Raw genomic sequence first — 18,564 nt, 5'->3', positions numbered from 1 at the left:
TAAAAGGCGCAAGTATCCCGACTGTGCCGCCAACAGGTCAAGCGAAAGCCTTCTATGGCGCCGATCGTCGGGGAAAACTGAGGGAACGTGCGCAATCCGCACCCATTCCGCCCGAACCTATGGAAGCTGGACCCGTACCCGACCCGGCACCGTCCACATCCCGAACCAACGCCCCGCGCGAAACCGAGTACCCCAATGCCCGAATCCCTGCAGCTGGACCCCAACCACCGCCCGATGGCGAACCGCTTCCGCGGCTTTCTTCCGGTGGTCGTCGACGTGGAAACCGGTGGTTTCGACTGCCGCCGGCATGCCCTGCTGCAAATCGCCGCGGTATTCCTGCGTCGCGACGCGAACGACCACCTGGTGCGCGATCGCACGGTGAGCCTGCATGTGCGCCCGTTCGAGGGCTCGGAACTGGACCCGAAGTCACTGGAAGTGAACGGGATCGACCCCTACCACCCGCTGCGGGCGGCCTGGCCGGAGGATCAGGCCATGGGCAAGCTGTTCAGCGAGGTGCGCCGGGAGGTCAAGGTGAACCACTGCAAGCGCGCGGTCCTGGTCGGGCACAATGCCCACTTCGACCTGGGCTTCGTGCACGCGACGGCGGAACGCTGCGGCATCAAGCGCAACCCGTTCCACCCGTTCTCCAGCCTGGACACGGTATCGCTGGCGGCCCTGGCCTTCGGCCAGACCGTTCTGGCGCGCGCGGCCGATGCCGCGGGGCTGGGATGGGATACGGAGGCCGCCCACAGCGCCTCCTTCGACGCGGAAAAGACGGCGGACATCTTCTGCCAGATCGCGAACCGCTGGCAGGACGGGGTCGGCGTACCGGCGAACGCCCTGCGTCTGCCCGATCCGGAAGAACTGCCACCAGGCAGCTGAGCCCGACGTCGCCCCCGTCATGACGAGGCGCCGCAGGGTCGGTGGCACAAAAGCGCGAAGGGCATTGAAAGGCCGCGGGGCCACCCGAGGAGATCGCCACGCCGCTGCGCGGCTCGCGATGACACAACCGCAACCCCGTCATTGCGAACCCCGCAGGGGTGAAGCAATCTCCCGGCGCGCGGGCACGAAGCGGGAGCAGGTGGCCACGTCAGGAGATCGCCATGGCCCCGGACGGGGCCTCGCGACGACGGATCTCGGGTGTGCCGCAGCCAGCGGCTGCGGCACAAGCCGCTTTAGCTCGCGGCGCGCTTGGCGTGGGCCTCGTCGACCATCTTCTTCAACTCGCCGCTCTCGAACATCTCGAGGGTGATGTCGCAGCCGCCAATCAGTTCGCCGTCGATATAGACCTGGGGGAAGGTCGGCCAGTCGGCGAAACGCGGCAGGTTCTGCATAACCTCCTGGTCCGCGATCACGTTCACGTAGCCGAATTCCTGGTCGCAGCGCTTCAGCGCCTCCACTGCACGGCTGGAGAAGCCGCACATGGGGAACTGCGGGGTGCCCTTCATGAAGATCACCACCGGGTTTTCTTCCACCTGCTGGCGGATACGATCCATTACGTCCATTACTGTACTCCGAGATTGGGTGCCGAACAGGGCGCCAGGCGGCAGGGCCCGACGCCCCCGGGTCAATTCCTAGTATAACGCTCAGACATTGAAGCGGAAATGTACCACGTCGCCTTCCTTGAGCACGTATTCCTTGCCCTCGAGGCGCCATTTCCCCGCGTCCTTCGCGCCCTGCTCGCCGTTGTGGGCCACGAAGTCCTCGTACCCCACCACCTCGGCACGGATGAAACCGCGCTCGAAATCGGTGTGGATCACCCCGGCCCCCTGCGGCGCGCTGGAGCCCTGGCGCACGGTCCAGGCGCGGACTTCCTTCTCGCCGGCGGTGAAAAATGTCTGCAGGCTCAGCAGGCGATAGGCGGTGCGGATCACCCGGTCCAGCCCCGGCTCTTCCAGCCCCAGATCGGCCAGAAATTCCGCGCGCTCCTCCGGGTCGAGCACCGCGATCTCCGCCTCGATGGCAGCGCAGACACTGACTACCTCGGCACCCTCCTCGGCCGCGCGGGCCTGCACTGCCTCCACCATCGCGTTACCCCCGGCAAGCGAGGCCTCGTCGACATTGGCGATGTACATCAGCGGCTTGAGGGTCAACAGATGCAGGTCGTACAGTGCCTGGCGCTCGTCCTCGTCCAGATCCTGGGCCCGCGCAGGAATCCCCTGATCCAGGCCGGCCCCGACCTTCTCGGCGGCCTTGAGCTGGGCGATCGCGGTCTTGTCCTGCGACTTGGCCGCCCGTTCCAGACGCTTCAGCGCCTTGTTCACGGTCTCCAGATCCGCCAGCATCAACTCGGTGCTGATGGTCTCGATGTCGGCGATCGGATCGACCTTGCCGGCGACATGCACAATGTCGTCGTCCTCGAAGCAGCGCACCACCTGCGCGATGGCGTCGGTCTCGCGGATATGCGCCAGAAACTGGTTGCCCAGCCCCTCGCCCTGGGCCGCCCCGGCCACCAGCCCAGCAATGTCCACGAACTCGACCGTGGTGGGAAGCGTGCGCTGGGGCTTCACGATCTCGCTCAGCCGGGTCAGGCGCGGATCCGGGACCTCCACCACACCCACGTTCGGGTCGATGGTGCAGAAGGGATAGTTCTCCGCGGCGATCTCCGCACGCGTGAGGGCATTGAACAGGGTGGACTTGCCGACGTTCGGCAGACCCACGATCCCGCATTTAAGACTCATCGGGTTTCCTCGGAATTCGTGGCCGGCTTCGTGCTGCCGCCATGCAGATTGCGCACCGCCTCGTCCCAGCGCCCGGCTACCAGCGCAGGCACCTGATCCAGGGCCTTGTCGATGGCTTCCTCGATCGCCTGCGTGTCGGCCTTGCCGGGACGATCCAGCACGAAGGGCACCACATCATCGCGATGCCCCGGGTGGCCGATGCCGACCCGCAGCCGAGCGTAGTTCGGGCCGCCCAGGTGTCGATGCAGATCCCGCAGGCCATTGTGGCCGCCATGCCCGCCACCCATTTTCAGCCGCACCACGCCCGGATCGAGGTCCAGTTCGTCGTGGACGATCAGGATAGCCTCGGGGGGTATACGGTAGAAATCGGCGCACTTGCGCACCGGCAGGCCGCTCTTGTTCATGAAGCTCATGGGCTTGAGCAGCCAGCAGTCGCCCGTGGGCAGGTTGAGGCGGGCCGCCTCGCCATCGAAGCGGCTCTCGGGGCGAAAGTCCACGCCATGCCGGCGGGCCAGGGTGTCCACAAACCAGAAACCCGCGTTATGCCGGGTTTCGGCATAACGCGGGCCCGGGTTGCCCAGCCCGACCACCAGACGAATCGGTTCGGGTTGGATCGCCATCGTTCAGGCGGCAAGCCGCAGGGGCTTACTCCTTGTCCCCGGACTCCGACTCGTCGCCGGAGGCCTCTTCGCCACCCGCGGCTTCCTCGCCACCTTCGGCCTCGGCAGCCTCGCCTTCCCCGACCTCTTCTTCCTCGGTCTTGGCGGCGCGCGGCAGCAGGACGCTGACCACGGCGTAGTCGTATTCCTCGCCATGCATCAGCGCGACACTCTGCACGCCTTCCGGAAGCTTCAGCTCGGAGATATGCAGGGTGTCGCCGACATCCATCTCGACGACATCGATATCGATGGACTCGGGCAGATCGCCCGGCAGGCACTCGACCTCGAGCTCGTTGATCATGCGGCTGACCATGCCGCCGCCCAGCTTCACGCCCTTGGCCTCTTCCTCGTTATGGAAGTGCAGCGGCACGCTGACGCGGATCGGCTGGTTGGCGCTCACGCGCATCAGGTCGACGTGGTAGATGGTCGGCTTGAACGGATGGCGCTGCACGTCGCGCAGGATCGCCTTCTCGGTCTTGCCGTCCAGCTTCACGCTGAGGATGTGCGAGTAGAACGCGTCTTCCTTGAGGTTATGGACCATCGCGTTGTGATCCAGCGTGATGGCCACGGCGTCCTTGTCCGCCCCGTACAGGATGGCGGGCAGCTTGCCGGCGCGACGCAGGCGGCGGCTCGCACTCGAACCCTGTTCGCCACGCTTCTCGGCTTCAATGGTAAAGCTCATGCTCATTGCTACGGTCTCCAAAATGAAAGGCGCTTCACCCGAAGCGCCCTGAACACACCCCGCCCGCGACCAGGCGGGGCGCTGAAGGGAGGCGAACCTCCCGAAATCGTTTTCGGCCCGACGCTCTCGCTAGTCCATGAACAGCGAACTGACGGATTCCTCGCGGTTGATGCGGCGGATGGTCTCGGCCAGCATCTCCGCCACCGACAACTGCCGGATCTTGTCGCAGCTCTGCGCGTTGGGCTGCAGGGCCAGCGTGTCGGTCACCACAAGCTCGTCAAGCGCCGAACCGTTTATGTTATCAATTGCCGCGCCAGAAAGCACGGGGTGCGTGGCGTAGGCCATCACCGAGTGCGCCCCGTGTTCTTTCAGGGCCTTTGCGGCCTGGCACAGCGTGCCGGCGGTATCCACCAGGTCATCGATGATGATGCAGGACTTGCCGCGCACGTCACCGATGATGTGCATCACCTCCGACTCGTTCGCGCGCGGGCGGCGCTTGTCGATGATCGCCAGGTCGGCGTCGTCCAGCCGCTTGGCGATCGCGCGGGCGCGCACCACCCCGCCGACATCCGGCGACACCACGGTCAGATCGCCCGAGACATGTCGCCAGACATCGCCCAGCAGGACCGGCGAGGCATAGATGTTGTCTACCGGGACGTTGAAGAAGCCCTGCACCTGGTCGGCGTGCACGTCGATCGTCAGCACACGGTCCGCGCCGACCGCCTCGATCATGTTCGCGACCACCTTGGCCGAGATCGGCACCCGCGCCGAGCGCACGCGCCGATCCTGGCGCGCGTAGCCGAAATACGGGATCACCGTGGTAATGCGGCCGGCCGAGGCGCGGCGCAGCGCATCCACCATGATCACCAGCTCCATGATGTTCTCGTTGGTTGGCTGGCCGGTCGGCTGGATCAGGAACACGTCGCGACCGCGGACGTTCTCCAGCAGCTCGACCTGCACCTCGCCATCACTGAAACGTCCGACGATGGCCTTGCCCATGGGCAGCCCCAGGTGCTCGGCAACGGCCTGGGCGAGACGCGGGTTCGCATTGCCCGCGAAGATCATCATGCGATTCTTGTCGACCACGGTTCGTCCCGGTCTGGATGGAGTGGGGCGGGCTGCGATATCGCCCGGGCCCCAGTATAGACCCCGGTGCTGGGCCGGGGTCTTGATGGTTTTGCCTCGCGCCATCTCGGGCGCGGGGCGGGTGTTGGCTGGGCCGGCAGGATTCGAACCTGCGCATGCCGGGATCAAAACCCGGTGCCTTACCGCTTGGCTACGGCCCAATAACTTGCTGAACTCTATTCTACTGCCTGGCCGGCATCGTGCCCGGTCCATCCCGCGGATCGGCGTCGCCGATCCGGGCCGGCAGGATGATGGCGCTGCGCGCCACCCTTCGGGCCGTCACCTGCGGCGACGGTCGGTCGCGGCTGCGCCGCTCGCGTCGAACCTGCGCATGGCGGGATCAAAACCCGCTGCCTTACCGCTTGGCTACGGCCCAATAACTCGCTGGACTCTATTGTACTGCCCGGCCGGCGTCGTGCCCGGTCCATCCCGCGGATCGGCGGCGCCGATCCGGGCCGGCAGGATGATGGCGCTGCGCGCCACCCTTACGGGCCGTCACCTTCGGCGACGGTCGGTCGCGGCTGCGCCGCTCGCGTCGAACCTGGCGCTTAGCGGGATCAAAACCCGCTGCCTTACCGCCTGGCCACGGCCCAATAACTCTGGACTTACTCTGTCTCGACACCGCCTGGCGGCAGCCAGGCCCGCAGGGGCGACACGTTTACCAGCGGTGTCACCCAGCTGCGCCACGGAGCCGGCTGCGCGGACTGCGCCGCCCCAGCGGCCGCTTCGTCGGGGAACACCCCGAACACGCAACCGCCACTCCCGCTCAGGCGCGCCCGCGGCGTCTGCTCCGCCAGCCAGTGCAGCGCTCGATCCACCTCCGGATAACGAGCCCGCACCACCGGTTCGAACACGTTGACGAACCGGCTGGCGTCGACGGCGGACGAAATTGTCTCGGTGGGGCAGTCGCGTGTCAATTCCGCACACCCGAACATCGCCCCGGTGGCGACCGAAACCCCGGGGTCGATCAGCAGGATCCAGCCGGTATCCGGGGCCACGGCCGTGAGCCGCTCGCCCACACCCTCGGCCCAGGCTGCCTGGCCGACCACGAACACCGGTACGTCGGCACCCAGCTCCAGGCCGATCCCCACCAGCTGCTCGACATCACACCCCAGCTCGAACAGGGCATTCAAGGCCACCAGCGTGGTGGCGGCATCGGAACTGCCGCCCCCCAGGCCACCGCCCACCGGGATCCGCTTGTCGAGATGGATACGCACGCCAAATGGGGTCTTCGCCACCCGGGCCAGGCGCCGGGCCGCGCGCAGGCACAGGTTGTCGGCCCCGTCGATGGCCGCGCCCGCCATCTCGAAGCGCCCCGCCGGCAGGGGCTCGAAGCGCAGGCGATCCTCCAGCCCGAGGAACTGGAACACCGTCTGCAGCTCGTGATATCCGTCCGCCCGCCGGCCGGTGATATGCAGGAATCGATTGATCTTGGCGGGCGCGGGAAAAGTGGTGTCGAAGGCCCCGCCCGCGACGGCAGCGGTCATGACGGATCACCACCAAGCTGCCAGCGACCGATGCGGGCCCGCAATTCCACCCCTTCGCGCTCCAGCACCATGGTGACCGGCATCGCCAGGCCGTCGATTTCCTCGAATTCGTTGTACTCGATGGTCCAGCCGGACTGGTGGATCTCCAGTGGCCGGCCGTCCGCGTCGACATCCAGCTGGTACGAGGCCTCGGGGTGGAGCAGGCCACGCACCCAGTAGACCATGCCGCTGACCGGGATCGACTCGCCCAGGACCCGCGCGACGAGCGCATCCGGGTCCTGCGCCTGGAAACGCTCGCCGGACCGGGTCACCAGCAGCGCGCGGCCGTTCTCCGACAGCGTCAGCCGGCCACCACCGCGCCCCATCGGGCCGGACAGGTCCAGCACGTGCTGACCTTCCTGCACCCGCCAGTTGAGCTGGGCGGACCAGTATTCCTCACCGGAGGCCAGCCCCAGGCGCGCGACCAGTCGCCAGCTGTCCAGCGCCTCCAGCTGTGCGGTGCGGGCCTCGAAGGCGGCCTCGGCGGCCGGCGAGGTATCCGCCTCCGGCAGGGGCGCGGCACAGCCACCCAGCAGAAGACCCAGGCCGACCAGCAGACCGGCCAGCCTCGCCCCGCCCGCAAGATCCCCGGGCTTCCGCATCCCCGCAGCCCGACTCATTCGATCAGGTCGTTGCGTACGCGCTGCAGGCGTTCATGATCGGGCTCGCGCTCCAGCGCAGCCTCGAGGATCTCCCGCGCCTCGTCGCGCGCACCTCGCTCCCAGAGGACGACGGCCAGATTGCTGGCGATCTCGCCGTCGTCCGACAGCGAGTACGCGCGGCGAAGCTGCGTCTCGGCCTCCTCCAGCCGGCCCAGGCGATACAGCACCCAGCCGTAGCTGTCGATGATGGCGGCATCGTCCGGCTCCTGCTCGTAGGCACGCAGGATCAGGTCATAGGCCTCGTCATACCGCTCGGTGCGATCCGCCAGGGTGTACCCCAGCGCGTTCAGGGCCGCGACGTTCTCGGGATCGGACTCGAGGATCGTGCGGAAATCGGCCTCGGCGGCCGCGATGTCGTCTTCGCGCTCGTGGACCAGACCCCGCAGGTACAGCAGCCGGGTATCCCCGGGGAACTGCACCAGCCCGCGATTCAACCGGGCGCGTGCCTCGGCATAGTCGCCGATCTCGCGCAGTGCGTTCGCCTCCGCCAGATAGGCGCGCCGGGCCAGATCGTCGTCCACGCCCTGCTGCATCGGCGCAAACAAGTCGCGCGCCGCTTCTTGGCCGTCGTGCCGCAGCGTCAGGCGCGCACTGCGCAGGCGTGCATCATCGGCGTGATCGCCCCCCTCTACGCGGCCATAGGCGGCCAGGGCGGCGTCCGGCTCGTCGGCCATCTCGTGCAGCCGACCGAGGTAGTAGGCGACATCGTTCTCGCGCTCCCCCAGTGCGTCCAGGCGCTCCAGATAATCCCGGGCCGGCCCCAACTGCTCCGCCTCCAGGTTCATCAGGGCCAGCGCCAGCAGGAGCTGGGTATCCTCCGGCGCCAGCTCCACCAGGCGATCCATCTCCTCGCGGGCGAAGGCGTCATCCTCCATTTCGGTCAGGACGCGCGCGTAGCCCAGCCGGGCCTCGCGGCTCTCCGGATGCGCCTCCACCGTCGCGCGCAGGGTCTCGATCGCGGCGTCCTCCTGCCCGGCCTCGCTCTGGGCTCGCGCATGCAGCAGCTGCAGCGGCACCGAATCCGGGAAGCGCTCGCTGGCCGGCCCGGTCACCGCCAGCACCTCCTCGCCCGGCTCGCCGAAGCGCAGCGCGGCCTCGGCCAGTACACGGTGGACACCGACATCGTCGCTGCGCCGCTCGGCGAGCAGCCGCATGGTCTCCAGGGCGGCGGCCTGGTCCTGGGCCTGGCCGATCACACCGCCCAGCGTGGCGTTGGGGTCGCCACCCTGCACCACCACCCGATTCATCAGCGAATCCAGCTGCTCGGCCGCCTGTTCGGCATCCCCCGCATTGATCCGCAGCACCGTCGAGACCTGGCTGGCCTCCATGCTCTCCGGCGCGAGCCGCAGCCAGCGGTCGGCCGACCGCTGGGCCTGCTCGTGATCGCGCGCGAACAGCGCGATGCGCGTGGCGCGTTCGGCAATGGCGGGATCGTCACTCAGCAGGGCCGCCGCCCCGTAGTAGCGCGCGGCCTCGGCATGCTCGCCGGAACGCACCGCGATCTCGGCGGCCAGCACGCTGAACATCAGCGCGGCCTCCGGATCCTCGGTCTGCATCAGCGGGAGCACCTCGGGGCGATCCGACTCCGGCGGTTCCGAGGCATCCAGTTGGGTGTGCGCGCAGCCCGCCAGGGAGAACACGGCGGTCAGCGCGAGCAGGCTTCGAATCATCTTGTATCCAGTCGGCATCAGCACAGGCATACCGGGTGGGACGGGGCAGGCACCTGCGGGGTTCCATCCCCGCCGCAATCCACCGCAAGCCTACAGCACAGTACACTATCGGGAAATTCGGCCACGCGCCCGCGTTTTCCGGCACAATACGCGCCAGCATGCTGTTCACTCTCGGGATCAATCACAAGACGGCACCGGTCGCCATTCGCGAGCGGCTTTCCGTCAACGAGCACGAGCTCGGCGAGGCCCTGCACTCGCTGCGCTCCGGCGTGCTGCTGCCGGAAACCGCGATCCTGTCGACCTGCAACCGCACCGAGGTCTACTTCCGCGAGGGCGACCCCCACAGCGAACAGCGCGTGCTCGACTGGATCGGCGGCTACCACGGCATCGACCGCGACGAACTGAAGCCCTACCTCTATCTGCACCACGACGGCTCCGCCGTGCGCCACACCCTGCGCGTGGCCAGCGGGCTGGACTCCATGGTCCTGGGCGAGCCGCAGATCCTGGGACAGATGAAGACCGCCTACCAGCATGCCCACGACGCCGGCACGCTGGGGCGTTCGCTGGAACGGCTGTTCCAGCACGCCTTCGCCACCGCCAAGGATGTACGCACCCAGACTGCCATCGGCCAGAGCGCCGTTTCGGTGGCCTTTGCAGCCGTTTCGCTGGCGCGCCAGATCTTCGGTGACCTGAAGCCCCTGACGGCCATGGTCATTGGCGCCGGCGAGACCATCGAACTGGCCCTGCAGCACCTCTCCGGTGGCGGCATTGGCAACGTGATCGTGGCCAACCGCACGGTCGAGCGCGCCCGCGCGGTGGCCGGGCGTTTCGACGCCGAGGCCATCAGCCTCGACCAGCTCCCGGACCGCCTGGCCGATGCCGATATCGTGATCTCCTCCACCGCCGCGCCGTTGCCCATCCTGGGCAAGGGGGCGGTGGAACGCGCCCTGCGCAAGCGGCGCCACAAGCCGATGTTCATGGTGGACATCGCCGTGCCGCGCGACATCGAGCCCGAAGTCGGCCAGCTCGAGGACGTCTACCTCTACACCGTCGACGACCTGCAGGAGGTCATCGACGAGAACATGGCCTCGCGCCAGGCCGCGGCCGAACAGGCCGAAGAGATCATCACCCAGCGCGCCGGCGAATTCATGCGCTGGCTGCGGGCCCGCGACTCGGTGGACAGCATCCGCCAGCTGCGCCAGCGCGCCGACAGCGTGAAGGCGGAAGCCCTGGCGAAAGCCGAGGCGATGCTGCGCGCCGGCAAGTCGCCGGAGGAGGCGATGCAGCTCCTGGCGCACAACCTGACCAACAAGCTGATGCACGCCCCCTGCAAATCGCTGAACACCGCGGCCCACGAGGGCGACGCCCGCCTGCTGGAGGCCGCGCACCGCCTGTTCCAGCTACCGGCCCCGGAAGACGACCCCGGCAACGATCCCGACTCCGGCACCCATTCGTGAAGGCCTCGTTCCGCACCAAGCTCGAGGGCCTGGCCGAGCGCCACGCCGAGATCGCGCAACTGCTGGCCACCCCGGATGCCGCCGAGGACCCGGACCAGCTGCGTCGTCTGTCTCAGGAATACAGCCAGCTGGAGCCGGTCGCCGAGGCCTGGAAGGCCTGGCACGAAAACCACGCCGCACTGGACGAGGCGCGCGCGATGCTCGCGGAGGACGACCCCGAACTGCGTGCGATGGCCGAGGCCGAGATCGAGGCCCTGACCGAGCAGACCGAGGCCCTGGAGGCCGAGCTCTACCGCCACCTGATCCCGAAGGACCCGCACGACAACGCCAACGTGTTCCTCGAGATCCGCGCCGGCACCGGCGGTGACGAGGCCGCGCTGTTCGCCGGCGACCTGCTGCGCATGTACACCCGCTACGCCGAGCAGAAGAACTGGAAGCTGGAGATCCTCAGCGCCAGCGAAGGCGAACATGGCGGCTACCGCGAGGTGATCGGGCGCCTGGCCGGTCAGGGCGCCTACTCGCGACTCAAGTTCGAATCCGGCGCCCATCGCGTGCAGCGCGTCCCCGAGACCGAATCCCAGGGCCGCATCCACACCTCCGCCGCGACCGTCGCCATCCTGCCGGAACTGGAGGAGGTCGAGATGCCGGAGATCAACCCGGCCGACCTGCGCGTGGACACCTTCCGCGCCTCCGGCGCCGGGGGCCAGCACGTCAACAAGACCGACTCCGCGGTGCGCCTGACCCACCTGCCCACCGGAATCGTGGTCGAGTGCCAGGAAGAACGCTCGCAGCACAAGAACCGCGCCAAGGCCATGACCTACCTGGCCGCGCGCATGTTCGAGGCCGAACGCGAGGCCCAGGCCGCCGCGCAGAGCGCGGAACGCAAGGGCCTGGTCGGCAGCGGCGACCGCTCCGAGCGCATCCGCACCTACAACTTCCCGCAGGGCCGCGTAACCGACCACCGCATCAACCTGACCCTGTACAAGCTGGAACAGGTGATGGCCGGTGATCTCGACCCGGTCATCGACCCGCTGATCCACGAATACCAGGCCGAGCAGCTCGCCACCCTCTCCGAAACGTAATGGAAACCCCGGCCACGCTGGACAGCCTGCTGGGGGACCTGCGTGCCCGCCTGGAGGCCGCCGGGATCGAGGCGCCCGGACTCGAGGCTCGTATGCTGCTGGGCGCCGCCACCGGCCTGGACACCGCGCAGCTGATCGCCCACGGCACCGACCCCGCCACGGCCGAACAGGCCGCCCGCGCCGACACGCTCTGCCAGCGCCGCTGTGCCGGCGAACCGATGGCCCACATCCTCGGCCGACGCAGCTTCTGGACACTGGACCTGGGCGTCTCCCCCGCCTGCCTGATCCCACGCCCCGAAACCGAGCTGCTGGTGGAACAGGCCCTCCTGGCCATCGACACGCTCGCAACCGACACCCCCTGGGTGCTGGACCTCGGCACCGGCCCCGGTACCATCATCCTGGCACTGAAAAGCGAACGCCCGCGCATCCGGGCCTTCGCCAGCGACCGCAGTCATGCGGCGCTGCAACAGGCGCAGACCAACGCGCGCGACCTGGGGCTGCCGGTCGGGCTGTGGCAGGGCGACTGGCTGGACGCGCTGACGCCAACGGCAGGGCTGGACATCATCACCTGCAACCCGCCGTACATCGACCCGGATGATCCGCACCTGACCCGTGGCGACCTGCGCTTCGAACCGCGTTCGGCCCTGGCGGCGGACGCCCATGGCCTGGCCGACCTGTACCGGGTGATCGATACCGCCCGGCCCCACCTGAATCGCGGCGGATGGCTGCTGCTGGAACACGGCTTCGATCAGGGCCCGGCCGTGCGGGACCGCCTGCAACAGGCGGGCTACCGGGCGATCCGGACCTTGAGGGACCCCGCCGGCCAGGAACGGACCACGCTGGGGATGCACTGACCTTGGGCGACCACTGAATCAGTTGGCGCTTGCAACCATCACGAAAAAGCCCCGGCCAGGGGCCGGGGCTCGCGTTGCATCAGGCTGCGTCCGGATCAGAGCGGCAGGCGCAGGTGCAGGTTGACCGAGCCGCTGGGCGAAGAACGGTGGCGGTAGCGGCTCGAGCGGTTGTCATAGTAGTGGTAGTGATGATGCTCGTAGCTGCGCGAGTGCTTGTGGTGGCCGCGGCCGCGGTGTTTCGCGCGCTTGGCCTGCTTGTGGCCGCGGGCGCCCGGGTGGCCGCGGTAGTGCTTGTACCCCCGAGAATGTCCATGCCGCACAGGCTGCAGCGCGGCGGCATCGAAGCTGGCGGCACCCGCCGCCTGCATCGGGCCGGTGACCGGATGGGCCGCATGGGTGGGGGCGGCCAGGGCAAGCGCCAGCAAAGCCGCAGGTACCAGAATCGTGAGTCGCTTCATAAGTGATCCCTCCTTCCATTCGGGTCGTCCGCGCGCTCCTCAGGAGCGTCGACCGACCCGTGGTTGTGGCAGGATTGCCAGGATTCAGCCTATTCCGCGTTCCTGAACGGTACCCAACTGAGGCCGCCGGCGAGCGTGACGCCGGTTACAATTTCGGCCTTTCTCCGGAGACCTGCTCCATGGATGACGACCAGCTCCTGCGGTACAGCCGCCAGATCATGCTCCCCGGCGTGGGGGTGGAGGGTCAGGAGGCCCTGCAGCAGGCGCATGCGGTGATCATGGGACTGGGCGGGCTGGGCTCTCCGGTCGCCGCCTATCTGGCGGCGGCCGGCGTGGGCCGCCTGACCCTTGTGGACCCGGACCACGTCGAGGTGACCAACCTGCAGCGCCAGATCCTGCATACCGATGCCGACATCGGCCGCGACAAGGTCGCCTCGGCGACCGACCGCATCGCCGCGATGAACCCCGCCTGCCGGGTGGAGGCGCGCGCCGAACGTCTCGACGACGCGGCCATGCGCCGGCTGTTCGCCGACGCCGACGCGGTCCTGGACGGCACGGACAACTTCGCCGCCCGCGGGGCCATCAACCGGGCCGCGCTGGCAGCCGGCACGCCACTGGTCTCCGGCGCCGTGATCCGTTTCGAGGGGCAGCTGACCACCTTCGACTACCGCGATCCCGAGGCGGCCTGCTACCACTGTCTCTACGGCGAAGGGGGCGGCGACGAGGACACCTGCGCCGCAAACGGGGTGCTGGCCAGTCTGCCCGGCGTGGTCGGCAGCCTGCAGGCCACCGAGGCGCTGAAGCTGCTGATGGGCCTGCCGACCCTGAGCGGCCGGCTGCTGATCCTCGACGGACTGGCCATGCAGTTCCGGGAGATTCGCCTGCGGCGCGACCCCGGCTGCCCCGCGTGTGGCCACCGCCACGCCCCGTCCTGAACCCGGGGCAACCCCGATTCAGGCGCAGGAGCGCGGATTAAACGGCAGGACCTTGCCGGAGGCCGCCGGCGGCCCGGCCTCGGCCAGTGCGGCCGCGAGCTCCGGCTCCATCGCCGACAGGGTGCGGTTCATCACCATGCTGGCCATGGCGTGGAACAGCAGCAGTTCGCAGGCCACTGGGCGATGCAGGCTGCGCCGCCCCCGGGAGTGAAAGGCGGTCCAGGCGACCACCGGCATATCGTTCAGCACCCGGTCGACCACAATCCACGCATCGCGCTGGAGGATCAGGTCGAGATGCTTCAGCCCCGGCGGCGACAGGCGCACCTCCGGCCCCAGACGGGCCAGGGCACGCCGCACCTGGTTGAAGTAACGCGCCTCCACCAGCCAGCCGGGGCGGACATCCAGGGTCGGGATTTCGGTATGCCGGGAATACATTGCGCCCCCGTCTGCGAACGCTGCTAGATCAGTCCTGCTTCTATAGCAAGACCACGGGCGCTCGGGGGCTCGGCCCGCGCCCGGCCGGCGACCGGGGGTCACGGCGGGCTAACGAGAGGGTGCGGCGGGAGGGCCGCAAAGGGCTGACTACTGACGGGTGTCCGGGGTCGGAGGCTGGGTACCCTCGGCGGCGCAGAGGGCCTCGGCATCGACCGGGTCGAAGTGGTAGTGGGCGTTGCAGAATTCGCAGGTCACATCCACCGCGCCCTGCTCCTCGATGATGCCGCGGATCTCGTCACGGCCGAGGCTGCGCAGGGTCTCGCCGATACGCTCGCGGGAACACGGGCAGTGAAAGCTGACGCCCGTGCCGTCGAACAGGCGCACGCGCTCTTCGGCGAACAGCCGGCCCAGCAGCGTGCCGGCATCCAGCTCCAGCAACTCCTCGGCGGTGGTGGTCTCGGCCAGGATCGTCGCGCGGTTCCATGCCTCCGAGTCCCGCGTGACCGCATCGCCGCCCTCGCCCGGGAGCGCCTGCAACAGCATGCCGGCCGCGGACTCCGCCCCGCTGGCCAGCCACAGCCGGGTCGGCAGCTGCTCCGAACGCTCGAAGTAGACATTCATGGCATCCGCGAGGGTCTCGCCCTCCAGCTCGACCACACCCTGGTAGCGCTCGCCACCGTCGCCGGGGTCCAGCGTCAGCATCAGCCGCGCGTCCTCTCCGGCGCACTCGGCCAGTGTGGCGCCCTCGGGCGGCGTCTCGCGAAAGCGGGCGAGCCCGCGCAGCCGGCCCTGGCCATCGGCCTGGGCCACGATCATGTGCACGGGGCCGGGACCGGTCACCTGCAGGATCAACGAGCCATTGAACTTGAGCGTGGCCGCGGTCAGGGCCACGGCCGCATAGGCCTGGCCCAGCAGATCGCGCACCACGGGCGGGTACTCGTGGCGCTGCAGCAGGGCCTGCCAGGCGGCGTCGAGGTGCACCCATTCACCACGCACCCCGGCCTCCTCCAGCATGAAGCGATGCAGGGTGTCGGCCTCACGCATGGGATCGCGGTCCGCGCATCAACCGTCCAGCTTCGCCTTCAGGCGCTCGTTGACCTGGGCCGGGTTGGCCTTGCCCTGGGTGGCCTTCATCACCTGGCCGACGAAGAAGCCGAACAGCTTGTCCTTGCCGCCGCGGTACTGCTCGAGCTGCTGCGGGTTGTTGGCCATGACCTCGTCGATGATGGCGTCGATCGCGCCGGTGTCAGTGATCTGCTTGAGGCCCTTGGCCTCGATCACCGCGTCGGCGTCGCCCTCGCCGTTCCACATCGCCTCGAAGACCTCCTTGGCGATCTTGCCGGAGATGGTCTCGTCCTGGATGCGCGCGATCAGTCCGGCCAGGCCGTCGGCGTTGACCGGGGCCTCCCCCAGTTCCACCTCGGAGCGGTTGAGCGCGGCGGAGAATTCGCCCATCACCCAGTTGGCGGCCAGCTTGGGTGCATCGCAGCCGGCGGCCACGGCCTCGTAGAAGTCGCCCATCTCGCGGGTCGCGGTCAGCACGCCGGCGTCGTAGTCCGACAGGCCGTACTGCTCGACGAAGCGCGCGCGCTTGGCGTCCGGCAGCTCCGGGAGCTTTTCGCGCACGGTCTCGATGAAGGCGCTGTCCACGACCAGTGGCAGCAGATCCGGATCGGGGAAGTAGCGGTAGTCGTTGGCCTCTTCCTTGCTGCGCATGGAACGCGTCTCGTCGCGGTCCGGGTCGTACAGGCGGGTCTCCTGGACCACCGTGCCGCCACTCTCGATCACGTCGATCTGGCGTTCGACCTCGAAGTTGATCGCGCGCTCGACGAAGCGGAAGGAGTTCAGATTCTTCAGTTCCGCGCGGGTACCGAACTCGGTCTGTCCCTTCGGTCGGATCGAGACGTTCGCGTCACAGCGGAAGCTGCCTTCCTGCATGTTGCCGTCGCAGATATCGAGATAGCGCACCAGCGAGTGCAGCTTCTTCATGTAGGCGACGGCTTCCTTCGCGGAGCGCAGCTCCGGCTCGGAGACGATCTCGATCAGCGGGGTACCGGCGCGGTTGAGGTCGATACCGGTCATCGCCTCGAAGCCCTCGTGCAGGCTCTTGCCGGCGTCCTCCTCGAGGTGCGCGCGGGTCACCCCGATGCGCTTGGTCGTGCCGTCTTCCAGCTCGATATCCAGGTGCCCCAGGCCCACGATCGGCAGCTCGAACTGCGAGATCTGGTAGCCCTTGGGGAGATCCGGATAAAAGTAGTTCTTGCGCGCGAACACCGAGCGCGGGGTGATCTCGGCGTTGATCGCCAGCCCCAGCATCACGGCCCGTTCGACCGCGCCCTGGTTCAGCACCGGCAGCACGCCCGGCATGCCCAGATCCACCGGGCAGGCCTGGCGGTTGGGCTCGGCGCCGTAGGCGGTGGGCGCCCCGGAAAAGATCTTGGAGACGGTATTGAGCTGGGCATGAATCTCCAGCCCGATGACGGTTTCCCATTCCATGCGGCGATCCTCAGGCGAAGGCCGCCGGCACACGCGTGTGCCAGTCGGTCTCTTGCTGATACTGATGGGCGACGCCCAGAAGGCGCGCCTCGTCGAAGTAGTTGCCGATCAGTTGTAGCCCCACCGGCAGGCCGTCGATCTCGCCGGCCGGCAGCGACATCGCCGGCAGCCCGGCGAGGTTCGCGGCGATGGTGTAGATGTCGGACAGATACATGCTGACCGGGTCGGCCTTGGCACCGAGTGCGAACGGCAGTTCCGGGGTGGTCGGGGCCAGCAGCACGTCCACGTCCGCAAACGCGCGGCGGAAGTCGTCGGCGATGATACGGCGGACCTTCTGCGCCTTCAGGTAGTAGGCGTCGTAGTAGCCGGCGGACAGCACGTAGGTGCCGACCATGATGCGGCGCTTCACCTCGTCGCCGAAGCCCTCCCCGCGCGAGCGGGTGTAGAGGTCCATCAGGTCCTCGGGGTTCTCGCAGCGATAGCCATAGCGCACGCCGTCGAAACGCGCGAGGTTGGAGGAGCATTCGGCCGGGGCGACCACGTAATAGGCCGGCACCGACAGGTGGCTGTTGGGCAGGCCGACCTCGCGCACCTCGGCACCGCGGCCCTTGAGCACCTCGATGGCCGCGTCGATTACGCCGCGCACGCGCTCGTCGAGGCCCGCCTCGCCGAAGAACTCGGTCGGCAGCCCGATGCGCAGGCCCTTGAGGTCCTGGTTCAGACCGGCGGTGAAGTCCTCAGCCGGGCGTTCGACGCTGGTGGAGTCGCGCTCGTCGAAGCCCGCCATCGCGTTCAGCATCCGGCCGCAGTCCTCGGCGGTCGCGGCCATCGGCCCGCCCTGGTCGAGACTGGAGGCGAAGGCGATCATCCCGTAGCGCGAGACGCGGCCGTAGGTCGGCTTAAGCCCGGTAATGCCGCAGAACGCGGCCGGCTGGCGGATCGAGCCGCCGGTGTCGGTGCCGGTGGCCCCCGGCACCAGGCGCGCGCCCACCGCGGCGGCGGAGCCCCCGGAGGAACCACCCGGGACCCGCCCGGTATCCCAGGGATTGCGCACGGGCCCGTAGAAACTGGTCTCGTTGGACGAACCCATCGCGAATTCGTCCATGTTGGTCTTGCCCAGCATCACCGCCCCGGCGGCATTCATGCGCTCGACCACGGTGGCGTTATAGGGCGAGACGAACGGATCCAGCATGCGCGAGCCGCAGGAGGTGCGCACGCCCTCGGTGCAGAAGATGTCCTTCTGCGCGATCGGCACCCCCAGCAACGGCGCTTGCTCGCCCTGGGCCAGACGCGCATCGGCGGCGTCGGCCTGCGCCAGCGCCTGCTCGGCGGTCACGGTGATAAAGCTGTTCAGTTCCGGATCGAGGCGCTCGATCCGGTCCAGATACAGCTGGGTCAGTTCGCGCGAACTGATCTCGCGGGCCTGGAGCTTGCGCACCCAGCCGGACAGGGTTTCCTGGGCCATGGTTTCGGGGACTCTTGCTGGCTAGAAGCGTGACGGATTCAACAGAACGGTGACAACGTGGAGTGGATCACGCGCGGGGGATCACTCGATCACGCGCGGGACCAGATACAGTCCGCCCTCGACGGCCGGGGCGATCGCCTGGTAGGCCTCGCGCCGGTCCGGCTCGGTGACCGCATCCGGACGCAGACGCTGCTCGGCATCCAGCGGGTGGGCCATCGGCTCGACACCCTCGATGGCCGCCCCATCCAGTTGTTCGACAAAGGCAAAGATATCGCTCAGCCCTCCCGCGAAATCCCGGGCCTGATCGTCGTTCATGGCCAGACGGGAGAGATGGGCGATGCGCCGGACTTCGGAGGTATCGACGGACATGGCGGGAA

The 18,564-nt window shown here is 68.3% G+C and carries 19 protein-coding genes and 1 tRNA gene; 5 read left to right on the top strand and 15 right to left on the bottom strand.

What is annotated here, in order from left to right:
* The first annotated feature begins 195 nt into the window (after positions 1-195).
* Positions 196-882 (top strand): ribonuclease T, encoded by a 687-nt coding sequence (gene rnt / locus D103_RS0105275; RefSeq protein WP_018876042.1) that lies wholly within the window; start codon positions 196-198, stop codon positions 880-882.
* A 293-nt stretch (positions 883-1,175) separates the two neighbouring features.
* Here the strand turns inward: rnt and grxD are convergent, their stop codons facing one another.
* From grxD to D103_RS0105225, 9 genes are all read right to left on the bottom strand, one after another.
* Positions 1,176-1,505: a Grx4 family monothiol glutaredoxin gene (grxD, locus tag D103_RS0105270; protein ID WP_018876041.1), complete on the bottom strand. Its 330-nt coding sequence runs from the start codon at positions 1,503-1,505 to the stop codon at positions 1,176-1,178.
* Between the two features lie 81 nt (positions 1,506-1,586).
* Positions 1,587-2,681 carry a redox-regulated ATPase YchF gene (gene ychF / locus D103_RS0105265; RefSeq protein ID WP_018876040.1) on the bottom strand — a complete coding sequence of 365 codons (1,095 nt, stop codon included), beginning with the start codon at positions 2,679-2,681 and terminating at the stop codon, positions 1,587-1,589.
* Positions 2,678-3,301, bottom strand: a complete 624-nt coding sequence (gene pth / locus D103_RS0105260; RefSeq protein WP_018865845.1) for an aminoacyl-tRNA hydrolase — start codon at positions 3,299-3,301, stop codon at positions 2,678-2,680. Before pth ends, ychF begins: the two co-directional genes overlap by 4 nt.
* Positions 3,302-3,326: 25 nt before the next feature.
* Positions 3,327-4,028: a 50S ribosomal protein L25/general stress protein Ctc gene (locus tag D103_RS0105255; RefSeq protein WP_026280275.1), complete on the bottom strand. Its 702-nt coding sequence runs from the start codon at positions 4,026-4,028 to the stop codon at positions 3,327-3,329.
* A 123-nt stretch (positions 4,029-4,151) separates the two neighbouring features.
* Positions 4,152-5,090, bottom strand: coding sequence for a ribose-phosphate diphosphokinase (locus tag D103_RS0105250; RefSeq protein ID WP_196799341.1), 939 nt, complete (start codon positions 5,088-5,090; stop codon positions 4,152-4,154).
* Positions 5,091-5,233: 143 nt separating this feature from the next.
* A tRNA-Gln gene (locus tag D103_RS0105245) sits at positions 5,234-5,308 on the bottom strand.
* Between the two features lie 444 nt (positions 5,309-5,752).
* Positions 5,753-6,634: a 4-(cytidine 5'-diphospho)-2-C-methyl-D-erythritol kinase gene (gene ispE, locus D103_RS0105235; RefSeq protein ID WP_018876038.1), complete on the bottom strand. Its 882-nt coding sequence runs from the start codon at positions 6,632-6,634 to the stop codon at positions 5,753-5,755.
* The gene (gene lolB, locus D103_RS0105230) at positions 6,631-7,275 is read right to left on the bottom strand and encodes a lipoprotein insertase outer membrane protein LolB (protein ID WP_018876037.1); all 645 of its coding nucleotides are present in this window, start codon (positions 7,273-7,275) and stop codon (positions 6,631-6,633) included. The genes ispE and lolB overlap by 4 nt, the downstream gene beginning before the upstream one ends.
* Before the next feature lie 14 nt (positions 7,276-7,289).
* The gene (locus D103_RS0105225; RefSeq protein WP_369772230.1) at positions 7,290-9,005 is read right to left on the bottom strand and encodes a tetratricopeptide repeat protein; all 1,716 of its coding nucleotides are present in this window, start codon (positions 9,003-9,005) and stop codon (positions 7,290-7,292) included.
* A gap of 158 nt (positions 9,006-9,163) precedes the next feature.
* Here D103_RS0105225 and hemA point away from each other — a divergent pair, with 158 nt between their 5' ends.
* From hemA to prmC, 3 genes are read left to right on the top strand one after another with little or no spacing between them, the layout of a single operon-like run.
* Entirely contained in the window at positions 9,164-10,462 is a 1,299-nt protein-coding gene (gene hemA / locus D103_RS0105220; protein WP_018876035.1) for a glutamyl-tRNA reductase, read from the top strand.
* Positions 10,459-11,544 carry a peptide chain release factor 1 gene (prfA, locus tag D103_RS0105215; RefSeq protein ID WP_018876034.1) on the top strand — a complete coding sequence of 362 codons (1,086 nt, stop codon included), beginning with the start codon at positions 10,459-10,461 and terminating at the stop codon, positions 11,542-11,544. The genes hemA and prfA overlap by 4 nt, the downstream gene beginning before the upstream one ends.
* Positions 11,544-12,398: a peptide chain release factor N(5)-glutamine methyltransferase gene (prmC, locus tag D103_RS0105210; RefSeq protein ID WP_018876033.1), complete on the top strand. Its 855-nt coding sequence runs from the start codon at positions 11,544-11,546 to the stop codon at positions 12,396-12,398. The genes prfA and prmC overlap by 1 nt, the downstream gene beginning before the upstream one ends.
* 95 nt (positions 12,399-12,493) lie before the next feature.
* On the opposite strand, the gene D103_RS0105205 is transcribed toward prmC, so the two are convergent.
* Positions 12,494-12,856: a hypothetical protein gene (locus tag D103_RS0105205; RefSeq protein WP_018876032.1), complete on the bottom strand. Its 363-nt coding sequence runs from the start codon at positions 12,854-12,856 to the stop codon at positions 12,494-12,496.
* A 179-nt stretch (positions 12,857-13,035) separates the two neighbouring features.
* Here D103_RS0105205 and D103_RS0105200 point away from each other — a divergent pair, with 179 nt between their 5' ends.
* The gene (locus D103_RS0105200; RefSeq protein ID WP_018865855.1) at positions 13,036-13,791 is read left to right on the top strand and encodes a molybdopterin-synthase adenylyltransferase MoeB; all 756 of its coding nucleotides are present in this window, start codon (positions 13,036-13,038) and stop codon (positions 13,789-13,791) included.
* Between the two features lie 18 nt (positions 13,792-13,809).
* On the opposite strand, the gene D103_RS0105195 is transcribed toward D103_RS0105200, so the two are convergent.
* From D103_RS0105195 to gatC, 5 genes are all read right to left on the bottom strand, one after another.
* The gene (locus tag D103_RS0105195) at positions 13,810-14,226 is read right to left on the bottom strand and encodes a hypothetical protein (protein ID WP_018865856.1); all 417 of its coding nucleotides are present in this window, start codon (positions 14,224-14,226) and stop codon (positions 13,810-13,812) included.
* A 147-nt stretch (positions 14,227-14,373) separates the two neighbouring features.
* Positions 14,374-15,270, bottom strand: a complete 897-nt coding sequence (gene hslO, locus D103_RS0105190; RefSeq protein WP_018876031.1) for an Hsp33 family molecular chaperone HslO — start codon at positions 15,268-15,270, stop codon at positions 14,374-14,376.
* An 18-nt stretch (positions 15,271-15,288) separates the two neighbouring features.
* Complete coding sequence (gatB, locus tag D103_RS0105185) at positions 15,289-16,722, bottom strand: Asp-tRNA(Asn)/Glu-tRNA(Gln) amidotransferase subunit GatB (RefSeq protein ID WP_018876030.1); 1,434 nt, start codon at positions 16,720-16,722, stop codon at positions 15,289-15,291.
* A 10-nt stretch (positions 16,723-16,732) separates the two neighbouring features.
* A complete protein-coding gene (gene gatA / locus D103_RS0105180) occupies positions 16,733-18,187 on the bottom strand; it encodes an Asp-tRNA(Asn)/Glu-tRNA(Gln) amidotransferase subunit GatA (RefSeq protein WP_018865859.1) in 1,455 nt (484 codons plus the stop codon).
* A gap of 81 nt (positions 18,188-18,268) precedes the next feature.
* Entirely contained in the window at positions 18,269-18,556 is a 288-nt protein-coding gene (gene gatC / locus D103_RS0105175) for an Asp-tRNA(Asn)/Glu-tRNA(Gln) amidotransferase subunit GatC (RefSeq protein WP_018865860.1), read from the bottom strand.
* Positions 18,557-18,564: the final 8 nt, after the last annotated feature.

The organism is Thioalkalivibrio sp. ALE31, from assembly GCF_000377405.1.
Taxonomy (GTDB): domain Bacteria; phylum Pseudomonadota; class Gammaproteobacteria; order Ectothiorhodospirales; family Ectothiorhodospiraceae; genus Thioalkalivibrio.
Note: the sequence above shows the minus strand (reverse complement) of the source record. Positions and strands in the feature narration are given on the sequence as shown.